Here is a 17,456-nt window from a genome sequence, read left to right on the forward strand (position 1 = left end):
CAAGGGGACTTCGGTGAAACAGGTCGTGCAGAACTACAAGAGCGGCGAGCTGTCGGTGCTCGACGTGCCGGTCCCGGGATGCAAGCCGGGCGGGGTGCTGGTGCGCAGCGCCTTCTCGCTGATCTCCACCGGGACCGAGCTGATGAAGGTGTCCGAGGCCGGCATGTCGATGCTGGGCAAGGCCCGCTCCCGTCCGGACCAGGTGGCCAAGGTCATGCAGAGCGTGGCCACCAACGGGCTGCCCGCCACCTACCGCAAGGTGATGGGCAAGCTGGACTCCTACACGCCGCTGGGCTACTCGCTGTGCGGGGTGGTCGAGCAGGTCGGCGCCGGGATCGACGACGTGAAGGTCGGCGACCTGGTGGCCTGCGCCGGCAACGAGCACGCGCTGCACGCCGAGCTGAACTGGGTGCCGAGGAACCTCTACGCCCCGGTGCCGGACGGCCTCGCGCCGCGGCACGCGGCCTTCGGCACCGTCGGGTCGATCGCGTTGCAGGGTGTCCGCCAGGGCGAGCCGCAGCTCGGCGAGGTGGCGCTGGTCATCGGCCTCGGGCTGATCGGGCAGCTGGTGGTGCAGCTGCTCACCGCCGCGGGCGTCCGCGTCGTCGGGGCCGACCCCGACCCGGCGCGCTGCGAGCTCGCCGAGCGCCTGGGCGCCGTGGCCTGCGGCGATCCCGGGTCCACGGCCGTGGAGGCCGCCGTCGCCGAGCTCACCGGCGGTCACGGCGTGGACCAGGTGTACCTGGCCGCCGGCGGCGGCAGCAACCAGCCCGTCGAGCTGGCCGCCCGGCTGAGCCGGGACCGCGGCCGGGTCGTCGACATCGGCAAGTGCCGCCTGGACCTGCCGTGGAACGCGTACTACGAGAAGGAGCTCGACGTCCGGTTCTCCCGCAGCTACGGCCCCGGGCGCTACGACCCGGAGTACGAGCTCCAGGGGCGGGACTACCCGATCGGCTACGTGCGCTGGACCGAGCGCCGCAACCTGGCGTGCTTCCTCGACCTCCTCGCCCGCGACCGGGTGGACGTGGACCCCCTCATCTCCCACATCGCCGACTTCGACGACGCCGTCGAGACGTACCGGCGTCTGAAGGACGGTGACCTGAAGGCCGTGGCCGTGCTGTTCCGCTACCCCGAACCCGCGGGGGACGGCAAGGTCGAGGCCCCGGTGGTGGCGGTGCCCGAGGTGCGGCGCGGCGGCAAGGCGCCCACCGTGGCGCGGCCCGCCAGGGCGGTGCGGCTGGCGTTCGTCGGCGCGGGGAACTACGCCTCCTCGATGCTGCTGCCGCACCTGGCCCAGCGCGACGGCGTCACGCTGTCCACGGTCGTCACCACGACGGCGCTGTCCGCGGCCAACGCGCAGCGGAAGTTCGGCTTCGCCCACGCGACCACCGATCTGGACGCCGTCCTCGGCGACCCGTCCGTGGACGCGGTGTTCGTGGTCACCCGGCACAGCTCGCACGCCGAGCTGACCCGCCGGGCGCTGCTGGCCGGCAAGACGGTGTTCGTGGAGAAGCCCCTGGCGCTCACCGAGGACGAACTGGCCGGGGTGCTCGCGGCGGTGGAGGAGTCCGGGAACGACCGGCTGCAGGTGGGCTTCAACCGGCGGTTCGCGCCGCTGCTACGGGAGGCCAGGGACCGGTTCGGTGCCCGGACCGGGCCGGCGCACCTCCGTTACCTGGTCAACGCGGGCCGGCTGGAGCACGGCAGCTGGTACCTCCAGCAGGGCACCGAGGGCTCCCGGTTCGCCGGCGAGGGCGGGCACTTCATCGACACCGCGAGCTGGCTGCTGGAGGCCGACCCGGTCTCGGTGTACGCGGTCGCCCCGTCCGGCAACGAGGACCTGCAGGTCGTGCTGCGCTACCCGGACGGCTCCACCGCGACCCTCGGCTACGTCACCACCGGCGCCCCCGGCTTCCCCAAGGAGACGCTGGACCTGGTCGCGGACGGCAAGGTGCTCAAGCTCGACGACTTCGTCCGCGCCTCGGTGTACGGCCCCCGGCGGTGGGTCAGCTCGCGGCTGCCGAAGGCCCGGGACAAGGGCCAGTCCGCCGAGCTGGCCGCGTTCATCAAGGCCGTGCGGACCGACGGGCCGATGCCGGTGCCGCTGGAGTCGCTGGTCGCCACCACGGCGGCCACCCTCGCCGTGCAGGCCGCCCTGGCCGGCGGCGCGCCGGTGACCTTGGCGAGGGCGCGATGAGCATGGGTCCGGGCTGGTACCTGCGGCGGTTGTCCCGGATGGGACCGCGCGAGGTCGGCGGCCGGGTGGGCGACGTGCTGCGCCGGCGGCGGTGGCGGTCGGGGCTGCCGGACCGCCCGGGCGTGACCGGCGCCCGGTTCACCGCCGTGCTGCCCGCCGGGACGATCGCCGCCGTTCCGCCGGACGCCGCGAAACGCCTCGTCGCGCAGGCGGACCGGCTGATGGACGGCCACGTCACGTACTTCGGGGTGGACCGCGACGACCTGGCCGCCCCCGACTGGTGGCGCGACCCGAAGACCGGGCGCAGCGCCCCGTCCGGCTACGCCTTCGACGTCCCGTACCGGGACGAGGACGCGGTCGGGGACGTCAAGCAGATCTGGGAGCCGTCCCGGCACCAGTACCTGACCGTGCTCGCCGCCGCCTATGCGGTGACCGGGAACGAGCGGTACGCCGAGCGGGTGGCCGAGCACCTGCGGTCGTGGTGGGCGGCCAACCCGCCGCTGCGCGGGGTGCACTGGATCAGCGGCATCGAGCTGGGCATCCGGCTGCTGTCCTGGGTGTGGGTCCGCCGGCTGCTGGACGGCTGGCCGGGCGCGGCCGGGCTGTTCGAGGACAACCCGGTGGCGCTGGACCAGATCTGGCACCACCAGCGCTGGCTGGCCGCCTTCCCCAGCCGGGGGTCCTCGGCGAACAACCACGTCATCGCCGAGGCCGCCGGGCAACTCGCCGCGGCCTGCGCGTTCGGGTGGTTCCCCTCCTCGGCCCGTTGGCGGTCGGGCGCGCTGCGGTCGCTGGAGCGGCACCTGCGCGGCAACACCTTCCCCTCCGGCCTCAACCGCGAGCTGGCCACCGAGTACCACGGACTCGTCCTGGAGCTCGGCCTGGCCGCGGTGGCCGAGGCGGACGCCGCCGCCGTGCCGGTCCCCGGGTCCGTCCGGCTGGTCCTGCTGCGGATGACCGACGCGCTCGCGGCCGTCGTGGACGACCGGCTGCGGCCGCCGCGCCAGGGCGACGCGGACGACGGGCACGGCCTGGTCGTGGACGGCGCGGGCACCGACCGCTGGGCCTCGCTGCTCGCCACCGGGGAGGCCGTGTTCGGCCGGCTCGCCTGGTGGCCGGCGGTGACCGGCACCGATGTGCGCACCCCGCTGCTGGCGGCGCTCCTGCGGCCGTACGCGAAGGACGGCGCACCGGCGGTGACCCGGCCGGCGCGCCGGCCGGCGCACTTCGCCGACGCGGGCATGACGATCCTGCGCGATCAGTCCGGGATCTGGTGCCGCTGCGACGGCGGTCCGCACGGGTTCCTGTCCATCGCCGCGCACGCCCACGCGGACGCGCTGTCGGTGGAGGTCCGGCACGACGGCATCGAGGTGCTCGCCGACCCGGGGACGTTCTGCTACCACGGGCAGCCCGAGTGGCGGCGGTACTTCCGGTCGACCCTGGCCCACAACACCCTGCAGGTGGACGGCGGTGACCAGTCGGTCTCCGGCGGCCCGTTCCTGTGGACCCGGCACGCCCGCAGCCGCGTCCTGGTCGCGGACGCCTCCGGCGCCTTTGACGGGGGAACGGCCCGCTGGTGTGCCGAGCACGACGGCTACCGGCCCTCGGTGCACCGCCGCCGGGTGGAGCTGACCGCCGCGAGCCGGGAGCTGCGGGTGGTCGACGAGCTGCGCGGCCCGCGCCGGGCCGTCCGGCTGGCCTTCCACCTCGGCCCGGCGGTCACCGCGGAGCTGACGGGGAACCGGGCCCTGCTGACCTGGACCCGGGACGGTGAGGACCGGTCCGCGGTGCTCGACCTGCCCGGGCAGCTGACCTGGCGGGCGCACCGGGGCGAGAGCGACCCGCCGCTCGGCTGGTACTCCCCCGGCTTCGGACGCAAGGAACCCGCCACCACGCTGGTCGGCACCGGCGTCGCCGACGGCGCGGAGGGGTTCACCACCGTACTCGGGTTCTGCGACTGACCATCAACACCACGACCTAGGGGGGAGTGTGGGGATCAACAGGCGGCACTGGGGAGTGTGGGCGGCGGCGCCGCTGACGCTGGCCCTGCTGGTGGCCACCGGCTGTACGAGCACGTCCCACGCCCCGGCGGAGCCGACCGCCGTGCCCTCCGGGTACGTGGCCGTGGCCCGGGTGTGCGCCGGCCCCGACCCGGGGCCGGCGAACCCGCCGGCGGGCGCGGTGGCGGTCGACCCCGCGGTGGTCGGCGACCTGGCCGCGAAGACCAGGAACAGCCCCCCGAACACCACGTTCTGGCTCGGCCCGGGGACGCACCGGCTGGAGGCGGACCGCTACGCCCAGGTCGTCCCCAAGGAGGGCGACAGCTACCTGGGCGCGCCGGGCGCGGTGCTCGACGGCGGGAGGACCAACCAGTACGCGTTCGGCGGCACCGCGGGCAACGTCACCATCCGCTCCCTGACCGTGCAGGGTTTCGTCGCGCCGCAGAACGAGGGCGTGGTCAACCACGACTCCGCCGACGGGTGGGTGATCGAGCACGCGACGATCCAGCACAACGCCGGCGCCGGGCTGATGGCCGGGGCCCGTCAGCGGGTCCGCGCCAACTGCCTGCGCGGCAACGGGCAGTACGGCCTGAACGCGTACAAGGCCGGCGCCCCGGTCAGCGACCTGGTGGTGGAGGGCAACGAGATCACGGCCAACGACACGGACGAGTGGGAGCGGCGGCAGCCGGGCTGCGGCTGCACCGGAGGCGTCAAGTTCTGGGCCGTCAACGGCGCCGACGTGCGCGGCAACTGGGTGCACGACAACCGCGGAGCCGGGTTGTGGGCGGACACCAACAACAACGACTTCCGCATCGAGGACAACGTGCTGGAGGACAACGACGGTGCCGCGCTGATCTACGAGACCAGCTACAACGCGGTCGTCAGGAACAACACGATCCGGCGGAACAACTGGGTCGACGGCCGCAGGTCCGCCGAGCGCGGCGACGACTTCCCGTACGCGACGGTCTACCTGTCCGAGTCCGGCGGCGAGCCACGGATCCCGGCCCGCACGGACCGGATCGAGATCGACCGCAACCTGCTGGAGGACAACTGGTCCGGGATCACCCTGTGGGAGAACGCCGACCGGTTCTGCAACAGCCCGGCCAACACCTCCTCCGGCGCCTGCACCCTGCTGGTGAGGAGCACCGACCGCTGCGCGCAGCCGGCGATCGCCACCGCACCGCTCTACGCCGACTGCCGGTGGAAGACCCAGCGGGTGGACATCCACGACAACCGCTTCGTGCTGGACCCCTCCGTCGTCGGGTGCACGGTGCGGTGCGGCCGGATGGCGGTGCTGTCCAACTACGGCACCTACCCGGACTGGTCGCCGTACAAGGGCGAGCCGGTGGCCGAGGCGATCACCGGCGCGCAGCAGAACCGCTGGCACCACAACACCTACCTCGGACCGTGGAGCTTCGTCGCCCACGACCCGAGCCGGATCCTCGACGTCGGGCAGTGGCAGGCCGCGCCGTACCGGCAGGACGAGGGCAGCACCTTCCAGCCCCGGGTGGGTGGTTGAGATGGGACGGGACCTGAGCTGCGCCGCCCTGCCGGGCGGACCGGACACCGCGGGCCCGCGGCCCGGCGCCGCCGCACCGCGCCCGGCCGGCACCCCGAAGGCCGTCGGAACGGTCTGGGGGCTGCTGATCCTCAACACGCTCGGCTCCGCCGGGGCGCGGACCATCGTCCCGCTGCCCCGCTCCCTCATCCAGATGGTGACCATGGGCGCGCTGGTCTCCGCCTTCGCGCTGGCGCTCCTCCTCAACCTCCGGTTGCGCATCCGGGCCAGCGCCTTCCTGTTCCTGCTCACCCTGCTGCTGGTGCTGAGCGTGGTCTCCAGCGCCAACCTGGAGTCCGGGTTCGGCGCGCTGTTCCGCTGCGCCCGGCTGGCGCTCTTCGTGGGCACGCTGTGGCTGCTGAGCCGCTGGTGGGACGGCGGCCCGACGTTCGTCCGGCACCACATCCGGATGTACTTCGCGGTGCTCGCCTCGGTGGCCGCCGGCCTGCTGGTCTCCCCGGGCGCGGCCATGCCCGAGCTCTACGGCGGGCGGCTGGTCGGCGCGTTGTGGCCGCTCACCCCGCCGCAGATCGGACAGTACGCCGCAGTGATCATCGGGATCACGGTGCTCCTCCTCCTGGACCGCCGGACCACCCGGGCCGGCGCGGCGGCGGTCGTCGTGCCCTCCTTCGTCCTGCTCGCGCTGACCCACACCCGGACGGCCACGCTCGGCCTGTTCATCGGCCTGGCGCTGGCGATCGGCTCGCTCGTGCCGACCAGCGCCGCAGCCCGCCGGTTCTTCTCCTGGGCGGTGCTGTCCGCCACGGTGGCCGCGGTGGCGCTGGGCCCCCTGCTCCAGGCGTGGTTCCTGCGGGGACAGAGCCAGGAGAACTTCTCCAGCCTCACCGGCCGGGCCAAGGTCTGGGACGCCCTGCTGGCGGCGCCCCGGACGACCACGGAGCAGCTGTTCGGCATGGGCCTGGGCGACAAGTCCTTCGGCGGGCTGCCGATCGACAACAGCTGGCTGGCCGTCTACAACGAGCAGGGCCTCGCCGGTACCGCCGTCGTGGCGGCGGTCTTCATCGCGCTGGGCGGGGTCGCGCTGCTGCGGCCGCCGTCGTCGGCGAGGGCCTGCGCGATCTTCCTGATCAGCTACTGCGCGATCGCCTCGTACACCGAGGCCGGTCTGGGCGACGCCTCGCCGTACCTGCTCCATCTGACCGTGGCCGCCTCGCTGCTGGCGGCACCCGCCGCGGCCGCGGCCCCCGTCACGCCCCACGTCCCCCGGCGGCGCACGCCGTCCGGGGCCCAGCGATCGGAGGTGAAGTGAGCATGCACGTCCTCGTGGTGCACAACCGCTACGCCTCGGCGCAGCCGAGCGGGGAGAACAAGGTCGTCGACCAGGAGGTGGGGCTGCTGCGCGAGGCCGGCCACCGGGTCGAGCTGTTCGAGCGGCGCAGCGACGACATCGCCGCCCGGTCGCTGCCGGGCAAGGTCGTGGTGCCGCTGCTGGTGCCGTGGAACCCGGCGGTCCGCTCGGAGCTCGCCGCCCGGCTCCGCGCGGAGCGGCCGGACGTGGTGCACGTCCACAACGTCTTCCCGCTCCTGTCGCCGGCCGTGCTGGCCGCCTGCGCCGACGCGGGCGTGCCCGCCGTCGCCACGCTGCACAACTACACCCAGGTCTGCCCGCCGGGCACGCTGCAGCGGGACGGCCGGCCGTGCACCGCCTGCACCGGGGGGTCGCCGCTGCCCGCCGTCCGGCACGGCTGCTACCGCGGCTCCCGGCTGGCGACGGTGCCGCTCGCGGTGAGCCTGTCGGTCAACCGGCGGCGGTGGTGGTCCGGGGTGGAGCGGTTCTTCTGCATCTCCGCGGCGCAGCGCGACGTCCTGGTGCGGTCCGGCATGCCGCCGGAGCGGCTGGCGGTGAAACACAACTTCGTACCCGACCCGGGCGAGCGCAGGACGGGGGACGGCGAGCACGTGCTCTACCTCGGCCGGCTCGCGGAGGCCAAGGGGGTGCGGCTGCTGATGGCCGCGTGGGACGAGCTCGCCGCCGGGGGCGGTGTGGGCGTGCCACTCGTGGTCGCCGGCGCCGGGCCGCTGGAGCGGGAGGTGACGGCCTGGGCGGCGGGCCGGGACGACGTGCGGTGCGTCGGCCTGTACGACACCGCCCGGTGCCGGCAGGCCCTCTCCCGGTCGGTCGCCGTGGTGGCTCCCTCGACCTGGCTGGAGGCCTTCGGCCTGGTGGTCGTGGAGGCGATGGCGGCCGGGGTCCCGGCCGTCGCCGCCGGTCACGGCGCCTTCGTCGAACTCGTCGAGGACGGGGTGACCGGGCTGCTGCACCGGCCGGGCGAGGCGGCCTCGCTGGCGTCCTGCCTGCGCCGGGTCACGGCCGATCAGGGCCGCAACCGGGAGATGGGCCGGGCGGCCCGGCGCCGGTACGAGCAGGGGTTCAGCCCGGCCGTCGGGCTGGAGCGCCTGCTGGAGGGGTACCGGTCCGCGATCGAGGGCCGGTCGTCCGGCGGCGCGGTGGGCGCGCCGCCGGTGGGGAATCGGAAACGCTGGCTCGCCGCGGGGCACCCGCGCGAGCGGGAATGGGGGCAGTAGATGACACGATGCCGACTCTGCGGCTCGGCGGCGCTGGGGAGCGTCGTCGATCTGGGGGCGACCCCGCCGTGCGAGAGCTTCCTCTCCGCCGACCAGGTGGACCGGCCCGAGCAGACCTACCCGCTGCACCTGCGGGTCTGCACGGACTGCTGGCTCGCCCAGATCCCGCCGCTGATCACGCCGGAGGAGACGTTCAGCGAGTACGCGTACTTCTCCTCCTACTCGACCTCCTGGGTGGAGCACGCCCGCACGTTCGTCGCCGACGCCGTCCAGCGGCTGGGGCTGGGCCCCGACGCCTTCGTGGTCGAGGTCGCGAGCAACGACGGGTACCTGCTGAAGCACGTGGTGGACCGGGGCATCCGCTGCCTGGGCGTCGAGCCCTCGGTGAACGTCGGCGCCGCGGCGCGGGACGCGGGTGTGCCCACGCTCACCGCCTTCCTGGACCCGGCCACCGGTGCGGCCGTCCGCGCCGAGAACGGCCCGGCGGACCTGGTGGTGGCCAACAACGTGTACGCGCACATCCCCGACGTCATCGGGTTCACCCAAGGGCTGCGCGCCCTGGTCGCCGACGACGGCTGGGTCTCCGTCGAGGTGCAGCACCTGCTGACCCTGATCGAGGAGAACCAGTACGACACGATCTACCACGAGCACTTCCAGTACTACACGGTCGCCTCCGCGGCCCGGGCACTGGCGAGCGGCGGACTGGCGCTGGTGGACGTCGAACTGCTGCCCACGCACGGCGGCTCGATCCGGCTGTGGGCCCGGCCGGCCGAGGTGGCCGGCGAGCCGACCCGGCGGGTGGCCGAGGTGCTGGACCGGGAGAAGGCCGCCGGGCTGCAGGAGCTGTCCGGGTACACCGAGTTCTCCGCCCGGGTGGCCAAGGTGCGCCGGGACCTGCTGCGGTTCCTCGTCGAGGCGGCCGAGCGCGGCGAGACGGTGGTCGGCTACGGAGCCCCGGGCAAGGGCAACACCCTGCTCAACCACTGCGGCATCCGGCCCGACCTGCTCCCGTACACGGTCGACCGGAACCCCTACAAGCACGGCAGGTTCACCCCGGGCACCCGCATCCCGATCCTGCCGCCCGAGCGGATCGGCGCCGACCGGCCGGACTACGTGCTCGTCCTCCCGTGGAACCTGCGGGACGAACTGGTCGAGCAGCTGTCCTTCGTGCACGCCTGGGGAGGCCGACTGGTCTTCCCCATCCCGGAACTGAGCATCGTCGAGGTGAAGCGATGAAGGTCGTCCTGTTCTGCGGCGGTTACGGACTGCGGATGCGCAGCGGAGCCTCCGACGACGTGCCCAAGCCGATGGCCATGGTCGGCCCGCGGCCGCTGATCTGGCACGTCATGCGCTACTACGCGTACTTCGGGCACACCGAGTTCATCCTGTGCCTGGGCTACGGGGCGCACCACATCAAGGACTTCTTCCTCAACTACGAGGAGACGACGTCCAACGACTTCGTGCTGCGCGGCGGGAAGACCGAGCTGCTGTCCACCGACATCGCCTCCTGGACGATCACCTTCGCGCAGACCGGCATCGAGTCGCCGATCGGCGAGCGGCTGCGCCGGGTGCGGCACCACCTGGACGGCGACGAGATGTTCCTCGCCAACTACGCCGACGTGCTCACCGACGCCCCGCTGCCGGAGATGATCGACCGGTTCTCCCGGCGCGACGCCGGGGCGTCGATGATGGTGGTGCCGCCGCAGCAGTCGTTCCACTGCGTGGACCTGGGCGAGGACGGCCTGGTCGGGGGCATCACCGCGGTGAGCGAACTGCCGCTGTGGGAGAACGGCGGCTACTTCGTGCTCCGCCAGGAGGTCTTCGACCACATCCCCGAGAACGGGGACCTGGTCGCCGACGGGTGCGCCGGGCTGGCCAAGCACGGCCGGCTGGTGGCGCACCGGCACCGCGGCTTCTGGAAGCCGACCGACACCGTGAAGGAGCGGGCCGCGCTCGACGCCGCCTACGCCCGCGGCGACCGCCCGTGGGCCGTGTGGGAGCGCGGCGGCGCGGGCGCGACCGTCCTCGGGGACGGCGCCGCGGTGAGGACCGCGTGATCCGGCTCGGGGCCGGCCGCCTGGAGCGGATCGTCGTGGTGGGGGCGCACTGCGACGACATCGCCATCGGCGCCGGCGGCACGCTGCTGACGCTGTGCCGGGCGCGGCCGGGCCTGCGGGTGGACGCCCTGGTGCTCTCCGGCGGTGGCGGCGAGCGGGAGCAGGAGGAGGAGGCCGCGCTCGACGCCTTCTGCCCGGGCGCCGACCTGCGGCTGACCGTACTCAAGCTGCCGGACGGCCGGCTGCCGGCGCACTGGGACGAGGCCAAGGCCGCGGTCGAGGAGCTGCGCGGGCGGACCGAGCCGGACCTGGTCCTCGCGCCGCGCACCGACGACGCGCACCAGGACCACCGCGGCCTGGCGAAGCTGCTGACCACCGCGTTCCGCGACCACCTCGTGCTCGGCTACGAGATCGTCAAGTGGGACGGCGACCTCGGCCGTCCGTCGGCCTACCAGCCGCTGTCCCCGGAGATCGCCGAGCAGAAGGTCCGGCTGCTGCAGGAGCACTACGCCTCGCAGCGGCACCGGCCCTGGTACGACCGGGAGGCCTTCCTCGGGCTGGCGCGGATCCGCGGCATCGAGTGCCACGCCCGCTACGCCGAGGCGTTCGCCGTCACCAAACTCACTCTCAATCTGGGGGGATGAACCTTGCGCGTACTGCTGACCGGACACCAGGGGTACCTGGGCACCGTGATGGCCCCGGTCCTCGAGGCCGCCGGGCACGAGGTCCTCGGGCTGGACTCCGGCCTGTTCGCGGACTGCGTCCTCGGCCCGGCGCCCGCCGACCCGCCGGGCCGGCGGGTGGACCTGCGCGACCTCACGGCCGAGCACGTGGCCGGGGTGGACGCGGTGATCCACCTGGCCGCGCTGTCCAACGACCCGCTGGGCTCGCTGGCGCCGGACCTCACCTACGACATCAACCACCACGCCTCCGTGCGGCTGGCCCGGCTGGCCCGCGACGCCGGGGTGCGGCGCTTCCTGTACGCGTCGACCTGCTCGGTGTACGGCGCCGCCGGCGGCGACGAGCTGGTGACCGAGGACGCCCCGCTGCGCCCGGTGACGCCGTACGCGGAGTCCAAGGTGCGGGTGGAGGACGACCTGCACGCGCTGGCCGACGGCGACTTCAGCCCGGTGTACATGCGCAACGCCACCGCCTTCGGCTTCTCGCCGCGGCTGCGCGCCGACATCGTGCTGAACAACCTGGTGGGCCACGCGCTGCTGTCCGGTGAGGTGCTGGTGCTCTCCGACGGCACCCCCTGGCGTCCGCTGGTGCACGCCGCCGACATCGCCCGGGCCTTCGCGGCCGCGCTGGTCGCGCCGCGGGAGGCGGTGCACGACCGGGCGTTCAACATCGGCAGCGAGACCAACAACGTCACGGTCGCCGAGATCGCCGGGCAGGTCGCCGAGGCGGTCGAGGGCTCGAAGGTGGTGATCACCGGGGAGAACGGCGCCGATCCGCGGTCCTACCGGGTGGACTTCTCCCGGTTCCGCGCCGCGGTGCCCGGCTTCGACTGCGAGTGGACGGTGAAGCGGGGCGCGCTCGAACTCGCCGACGCCTACCGCACGTTCGGGCTGACCCGGGAGGACTTCGAGCGACGCTTCACCCGGCTCGCCGTCCTGCGCGAGGCCTCCGGCGCCGGCACCGTCGACGACACCCTGCGGTGGCGCCGATGACCGCAGTCGGCGAGGACATGCACGCGCTGGTGAAGCGGCTGTACCCGCTGTGCCGCAGCATCACCGGCGACGGGGTACGCGCCACCCTGGAGATCATCGGCGAGTACCTCCCGCTCCGGGTGCACGAGGTGCCGACGGGCACCCGGGTGCTCGACTGGACGGTGCCGCAGGAGTGGAACATCAGGGACGCGTACATCGCCGACGCCGCCGGCCACCGGGTCGTCGACTTCGCCGCCTCCAGCCTGCACGTCCTCGGCTACAGCGTGCCGGTGGCGGCGACCATGCCGCTGGCCGAACTCCGCCCGCACCTGCACACCCTGCCGGACCAGCCGACCTGGGTGCCGTACCGCACCAGCTACTACCGGCCGGAGTGGGGGTTCTGCCTGGCCCAGGAGACCCTGGACGCACTGCCGGACGGCGAGTACGAGGTGCGCATCGACTCCACGCTCGCCGACGGCCACCTCACCTACGCCGAGCACGTCGTCCCCGGGCAGGTCGCCGAGGAGGTGATCGTCTCCTGTCACGTCTGCCACCCGTCGCTGGCCAACGACAACCTGGCCGGCATCGCGGTGGCGACCTTCCTGGCCCGGGCGCTGGCCGAGAAGAAGCCCTGGTACACCTACCGGTTCATCTTCGCGCCCGGCACCATCGGGGCGATCACCTGGCTGGCCCGCAACGCGGAGCGGGTGGAGCGAGTCAGGCACGGGCTGGTGCTGGCCTGCGCCGGTGACCGGGGGCAGCTGACGTACAAGCGGAGCAGGCGCGGCGACGCGGAGATCGACCGGGTGATGCGGCACGTGCTGGACGCCTCCGGACGCCCGCACCGGATCAACGACTTCACCCCGTACGGCTACGACGAGCGGCAGTTCTGCTCGCCCGGGTTCGATCTCGGCGTGGGCTCGCTCACCCGGACCCCGTACGCCCGCTACCCCGAGTACCACACCTCGGCGGACGACCCGGACTTCGTCTCCCCGGAGGCGATGGCGGACACCCTCGCCGTCTGCCGCGAGGCGTTCGGCGTGCTGGACCGCAACCGGCGGTACGTCAACCTCAGCCCGTACGGCGAGCCGCAGCTGGGCCGGCGAGGGCTGTACGACTCGCTCGGCGGGCGCAGCGACGCGAAGCAGGCCCAGCTGGCCCTGCTCTGGGTGCTCAGCCTCTCCGACGGCGAGCACGGCCTGCTGGACGTCGCCGAGCGGTCCGGGCTGCCCTTCGACACCGTCGCCGCCGCGGCCGACGCCCTGCGCGAAGCCGGGCTGATCAGCGAGCCGAAGGACGCCGGATCACGAGCGGCCGGAGGCGACACCCCTCGCGAGCCGAAGGGCGCGCCGGTGCCGAGAGCGACGAGCGAGGAGGGAATCACCGCATGACGCCGGTGACCGCCGAGGGGGCGGAGGTGGCGGCACCGGCCGGGTCCGCCAGGCGGGCCCTCGTCGGCCGGCTGTCCTGGGGGCTGGCCGACCAGGCGGCCTCCAGCCTGTCCAACTTCGCGGTGGGCGTCTACGTCGCCCGCTCGCTGGGGGTGACCGCGTTCGGCGTGTTCAGCCTCGCCTGGGTGACCTACGGCGTGGTGCTCAACGTCTCCCGCGGGCTGGCCACCGACCCGCTCGTGGTGCGCTTCAGCGGCGTGCCGGAGGCCTCCTGGCGCGGGGCGGTGGCCCGGTCCTCGGGCACCGCCCTCGGCGTCGGCACGGTGATCGGCGCGGTGTGCCTGCTGGCCGGGCTCGGGCTCGGCGGCCGGGTCGGGCCCGCGTTCGCCTGCCTCGGCGTCGTGCTGCCGGGGCTGCTGCTCCAGGACGCCTGGCGGTTCTCGTTCTTCGCCGCCGGCGCCGGGCGGAAGGCGTTCCTCAACGACCTGGTCTGGGGCGTCGCGCTCGTCCCGGCCATGGTCGTGGCGGCCCGGGTGGGCAGCGTGGCCGCCTTCGTGCTCGCGTGGGGCGCGTCCGCGGCGGTGGCCGCCGCGTACGGCTGCCTGCAGTCCGGCATCCGGCCGCGGATGACCGGGGCCCGCGGGTGGCTCCGCGAGCAGCGCGATCTCGGCTACCGCTACCTCGTCGAGAACGTCAGCCTCAGCGGCGCGAGTCAGCTGCGGGCGTACGGGCTCGGCGCCATCGCCGGGGTGGGCGCGGTGGGTGCGGTGCGCGGCGCCGAGCTGCTGCTCGGCCCGTTCCTGGCCGTGCTGATGGGGCTGTCGCTGGTCACCGTCCCGGAGGCGGCGCGGGTGCTGCGGCAGGCCCCGCACCGGCTCGGCGCGTTCTGTCTGCTGCTCGGCGGCGGGCAGGCCGCCGCCGCGCTGGTGTGGGGCGGGTCGCTGCTGCTGGTACCGGACCGGCTCGGTGCGGCGGTGCTCGGCGGCGTCTGGCCCTCCGCCGCCCAGCTCATCGTGCCGGTCACCCTCGGCGTCGCGGGCGCCGGCCTCGGCACCGGCGCGGCGGCCGGGCTGCGGGCGCTCGGCGCGGCCCGGCGCAGCCTGCGCTGCCAACTGTTCGCCTCCGCCTGCTACGCCGGCGGCGGGCTCGGCGGGGCGGCCCTGGCCGGCACGGTCGGCTCGGCCTGGGGCGTCGCCGCCGCCACCCTCAGCAGCTCGGCCGTGTGGTGGCTGCAGCTGCGGTCCGCCCTGCGCGAGCACGGCCGGAACCCCATCCCCGAAGTGAGGACGCCATGACCGCCCGACCCAGACTGAGCATCGGCCTGCCCGTGTACAACGGCGAGGAGTACCTGGCCGAGTCGCTCGACGCCCTGCTCGGCCAGACCTACGAGGACTTCGAGCTGATCGTCTCCGACAACGCCTCGACCGACGGGACCGAGGGGATCTGCCGTGAGTACGCCGCGAAGGACCCGCGCATCCGCTACCTCCGGCTGCCCCGCAACATCGGTGCCACGCCCAACCACAACCGGGTGTTCGCCGAGTGCCGCGGCGAACTGTTCAAGTGGGCCTCGCACGACGACCTGTACGGCCGGGACCTGCTGCGGCGCTGTGTGGAGGCGCTGGACGAGCGGCCGGAGGTGATCCTCGCGCACACCGGCCAGGCGGTCATCGACGGCGACGGCCGGGTGAAGGTCCCCTACGCGTACGGGCTCGCCACCGACTCCCCGCACGCGCCGGAGCGCTTCCGCAGCCTGCTGTTCGAGCCCGGTGGCGACGACTTCTACGGTGTCCTGCGGGCCGACGTGCTGCGCCGGGTGAGGCCGCTCGACAGCTACCACCACGCGGACCGGACGTTCGTCGCCGAGATCGCCCTGCAGGGGCCCTTCCACCAGGTGCCGGAGCTGCTGTACTTCCGCCGCGACCACCCCGCCCGCGCCGAGCGGGCGAACCCCTCCAAGCGCTCCCGGTGCGTCAACCTGGACCCACGCCGGGCGGGGGCGCTGCACCCGACGCCCCGGCTGCTCGCCGAGTACGTCCACGGCTTCGTCTCGGCGATCCGGCGGACGCCGCTGTCCGCGGCCGACCGGCGCGCGTGCTACCGCCACCTGGCCGCGTGGGGGGCCAGCCGGGTCCGGCCGGGCGCCGGCGAGCGGGTCGAGGACCGCGCCCCGGTCGACCCGGCCCTGAACACCGTCTCCGTCGACGACCTCGTCGCCGGCCGTGCGGGGAGGCGGACATGACCCCGGCGAACGGAACTCCGGTGCGGGTGGGGGTGTTCGGCCTGCTCGGCTCCGGCAACCTCGGCAACGACGGGTCGCTCGAAGCCCTGCTCGGCCACCTCCGCGCCGCTCACCCGGAGGCGGTCGTGGACGCGCTGTGCGGCGGGCCCGAGGCCGTCACGGCCCGGTTCGCGATCCCCGCGACCCGGCTGCACTGGTACCGCGGGGAGTACCGGACCGCGTCGCGGGCGGGCGCCATCGCGGCGAAGGGCCTGGGCAAACTCCTCGACCCCTTCCGCACCGCCGCCTGGGTGCGCCGGCACGACGTGGTGATCGTGCCGGGCATGGGCGTCCTGGAGGCCACCCTGCCGCTGCGGCCGTGGGGCTTCCCGTACGCGCTGTTCCTGCTCTGCGCGAGCGGCCGGCTGCTCGGCACCCGGGTCGCGCTGGTCAGCGTCGGCGCCGCCGGGATCCGGCAGCGCTCGACCCGGGTCCTGGTGCGCTGGTCGGCGCGGCTGGCCGCGTACCGGTCGTACCGGGACGCCCCGTCCCGCGACGCGATGCGGGCGATGGGCGTGGACACCGCCCGCGACGAGGTCTACCCGGACCTCGCGTTCTCCCTGCCGGCCCCGCCGGCGGCCGCGCCCCGGGGCCCGGCGGACCCGGTCTGCGTCGGCGTCATGGCCTTCCACGGCGGCAACGACGACCGTGCCCGGGCCGAGGAGATCCACCGGCGCTACCTCGACCAGACGATCCGCTTCGTCCGCGCGCTGGTCGAGGAGGGCAGGCCCGTCCGGCTGCTCACCGGCGACGGGGTCGACGCGCCGGTGGTCGACGCGATCCTCGACGCGGTGGACTCCCCGCTGGTCACCGCCGCCGAGGTGACCTCGCTCGCCGACCTGATGCGGGAGACCGCGGCTGCCCGCACGGTGGTGGCGACCCGCTACCACAACCTGATCTGCGCGCTGAAGGTCGGCACCCCGACCCTCGCCCTCACCTACGCGGCGAAGAGCGAGGCGCTCATGGACCGGATGGGGCTGGGCGCGTACTGCCATCCGGCCCACGAGGTCGACGCCGACCGGCTGCTCCACCAGTTCCGGGCGCTGGAGCGGCACTCGGCGGAGCTGCGCAGCACCCTCGCCGAGCGGAACCTGATCGCCGCCCGGCAGGTCGAGCAGCAGTTCACCGCGCTGACCGCGGCCCTCTTCCCGGCGGCCGCGCCCACCCTTGACCACGCCCATGCCCACACCGTTGACCATGCCCACGACCTGCGGGAGGCCCCGTGAAAGCGACCGAAGTCCCGGCGATCGCCGGCGCGTACCTGTTCGAGCCGACGCCGTACGCCGACGAGCGCGGCTTCTTCTGCCGCACCTTCGACGCCGAGGTGGTCCGCTCGGTGGGCCTCGACCCGGACGCCTTCGTCCAGGACAGCCTGTCCCGCTCGGTCGGGGGCGTGCTGCGCGGCCTGCACCTGCGCGCCGGCGCCGGCGAGGCCAAGCTGGTGCGGTGCTCGTCCGGACGGGTCTTCGACGTCGTCGTGGACCTGCGGCCCGACTCACCGACCTACCTCGGCCGGGCCTACTTCGAACTGTCCGGCGAGACCCAGGCCACCGTCTACGTCCCGGCGGGGTGCGCGCACGGCTTCCAGGCGTTGACCGACACCGCCGACGTCTCGTACCGGATCGACCGTCCGCACGATCCGGCCGAGGACGTGACGATCGCCTACGACGACCCCGAGCTCGACATCCCCTGGCCGCTGCCGGTCACCTCGATGTCCCGGCGGGACATCGAGGCACCGAGCCTCGCCGAGGTCCTCAAGCAGAAGGAGAGCTGAAG

The 17,456-nt window shown here is 74.1% G+C and carries 13 protein-coding genes and 1 pseudogene; all 14 read left to right on the plus strand.

Going from position 1 to position 17,456, the window contains the following annotated elements:
- The first annotated feature begins 13 nt into the window (after window positions 1–13).
- The 14 genes and pseudogenes from ABWK59_RS01480 to ABWK59_RS01545 all read left to right on the plus strand — a co-directional run bounded on the left by ABWK59_RS01480 (window position 14) and on the right by ABWK59_RS01545 (window position 17,454).
- Window positions 14–2,197 (plus strand): bi-domain-containing oxidoreductase, encoded by a 2,184-nt coding sequence (locus ABWK59_RS01480; RefSeq protein ID WP_354637394.1) that lies wholly within the window; start codon window positions 14–16, stop codon window positions 2,195–2,197.
- On the plus strand, window positions 2,194–4,158 hold the full coding sequence (locus tag ABWK59_RS01485; RefSeq protein ID WP_354637395.1) for an alginate lyase family protein: 1,965 nt from the start codon (window positions 2,194–2,196) through the stop codon (window positions 4,156–4,158). The genes ABWK59_RS01480 and ABWK59_RS01485 overlap by 4 nt, the downstream gene beginning before the upstream one ends.
- 28 nt (window positions 4,159–4,186) lie before the next feature.
- A complete protein-coding gene (locus ABWK59_RS01490) occupies window positions 4,187–5,716 on the plus strand; it encodes a right-handed parallel beta-helix repeat-containing protein (protein WP_354637396.1) in 1,530 nt (509 codons plus the stop codon).
- Window position 5,717: 1 nt separating this feature from the next.
- Entirely contained in the window at window positions 5,718–7,025 is a 1,308-nt protein-coding gene (locus tag ABWK59_RS01495) for an O-antigen ligase family protein (RefSeq protein WP_354637397.1), read from the plus strand.
- A 2-nt stretch (window positions 7,026–7,027) separates the two neighbouring features.
- On the plus strand, window positions 7,028–8,302 hold the full coding sequence (locus ABWK59_RS01500; RefSeq protein WP_354637398.1) for a glycosyltransferase: 1,275 nt from the start codon (window positions 7,028–7,030) through the stop codon (window positions 8,300–8,302).
- Window positions 8,303–9,538: a class I SAM-dependent methyltransferase gene (locus tag ABWK59_RS01505; RefSeq protein ID WP_354637399.1), complete on the plus strand. Its 1,236-nt coding sequence runs from the start codon at window positions 8,303–8,305 to the stop codon at window positions 9,536–9,538.
- A complete protein-coding gene (locus ABWK59_RS01510; protein WP_354637400.1) occupies window positions 9,535–10,359 on the plus strand; it encodes a glucose-1-phosphate cytidylyltransferase in 825 nt (274 codons plus the stop codon). The genes ABWK59_RS01505 and ABWK59_RS01510 overlap by 4 nt, the downstream gene beginning before the upstream one ends.
- Window positions 10,356–11,003 (plus strand): PIG-L deacetylase family protein, encoded by a 648-nt coding sequence (locus tag ABWK59_RS01515; protein ID WP_354637401.1) that lies wholly within the window; start codon window positions 10,356–10,358, stop codon window positions 11,001–11,003. Before ABWK59_RS01510 ends, ABWK59_RS01515 begins: the two co-directional genes overlap by 4 nt.
- Window positions 11,004–11,006: 3 nt before the next feature.
- Window positions 11,007–12,032 (plus strand): NAD-dependent epimerase/dehydratase family protein, encoded by a 1,026-nt coding sequence (locus ABWK59_RS01520; protein ID WP_354637402.1) that lies wholly within the window; start codon window positions 11,007–11,009, stop codon window positions 12,030–12,032.
- Window positions 12,020–13,294, plus strand: a pseudogene (locus tag ABWK59_RS01525) (DUF4910 domain-containing protein); the annotation flags it as partial. The gene ABWK59_RS01520 and the pseudogene ABWK59_RS01525, both read left to right, overlap by 13 nt.
- A gap of 104 nt (window positions 13,295–13,398) precedes the next feature.
- Entirely contained in the window at window positions 13,399–14,697 is a 1,299-nt protein-coding gene (locus ABWK59_RS01530; RefSeq protein WP_354637403.1) for a hypothetical protein, read from the plus strand.
- A complete protein-coding gene (locus tag ABWK59_RS01535) occupies window positions 14,694–15,641 on the plus strand; it encodes a glycosyltransferase family 2 protein (RefSeq protein WP_354637404.1) in 948 nt (315 codons plus the stop codon). The genes ABWK59_RS01530 and ABWK59_RS01535 overlap by 4 nt, the downstream gene beginning before the upstream one ends.
- Window positions 15,638–16,906: a polysaccharide pyruvyl transferase family protein gene (locus ABWK59_RS01540; protein WP_354637405.1), complete on the plus strand. Its 1,269-nt coding sequence runs from the start codon at window positions 15,638–15,640 to the stop codon at window positions 16,904–16,906. The genes ABWK59_RS01535 and ABWK59_RS01540 overlap by 4 nt, the downstream gene beginning before the upstream one ends.
- Complete coding sequence (locus tag ABWK59_RS01545) at window positions 16,903–17,454, plus strand: dTDP-4-dehydrorhamnose 3,5-epimerase family protein (RefSeq protein ID WP_354637406.1); 552 nt, start codon at window positions 16,903–16,905, stop codon at window positions 17,452–17,454. Before ABWK59_RS01540 ends, ABWK59_RS01545 begins: the two co-directional genes overlap by 4 nt.
- Window positions 17,455–17,456 lie beyond the last annotated feature (2 nt).

It is taken from the genome of Kitasatospora sp. HUAS MG31 (assembly GCF_040571325.1).
Lineage (GTDB): Bacteria > Actinomycetota > Actinomycetes > Streptomycetales > Streptomycetaceae > Kitasatospora > Kitasatospora camelliae.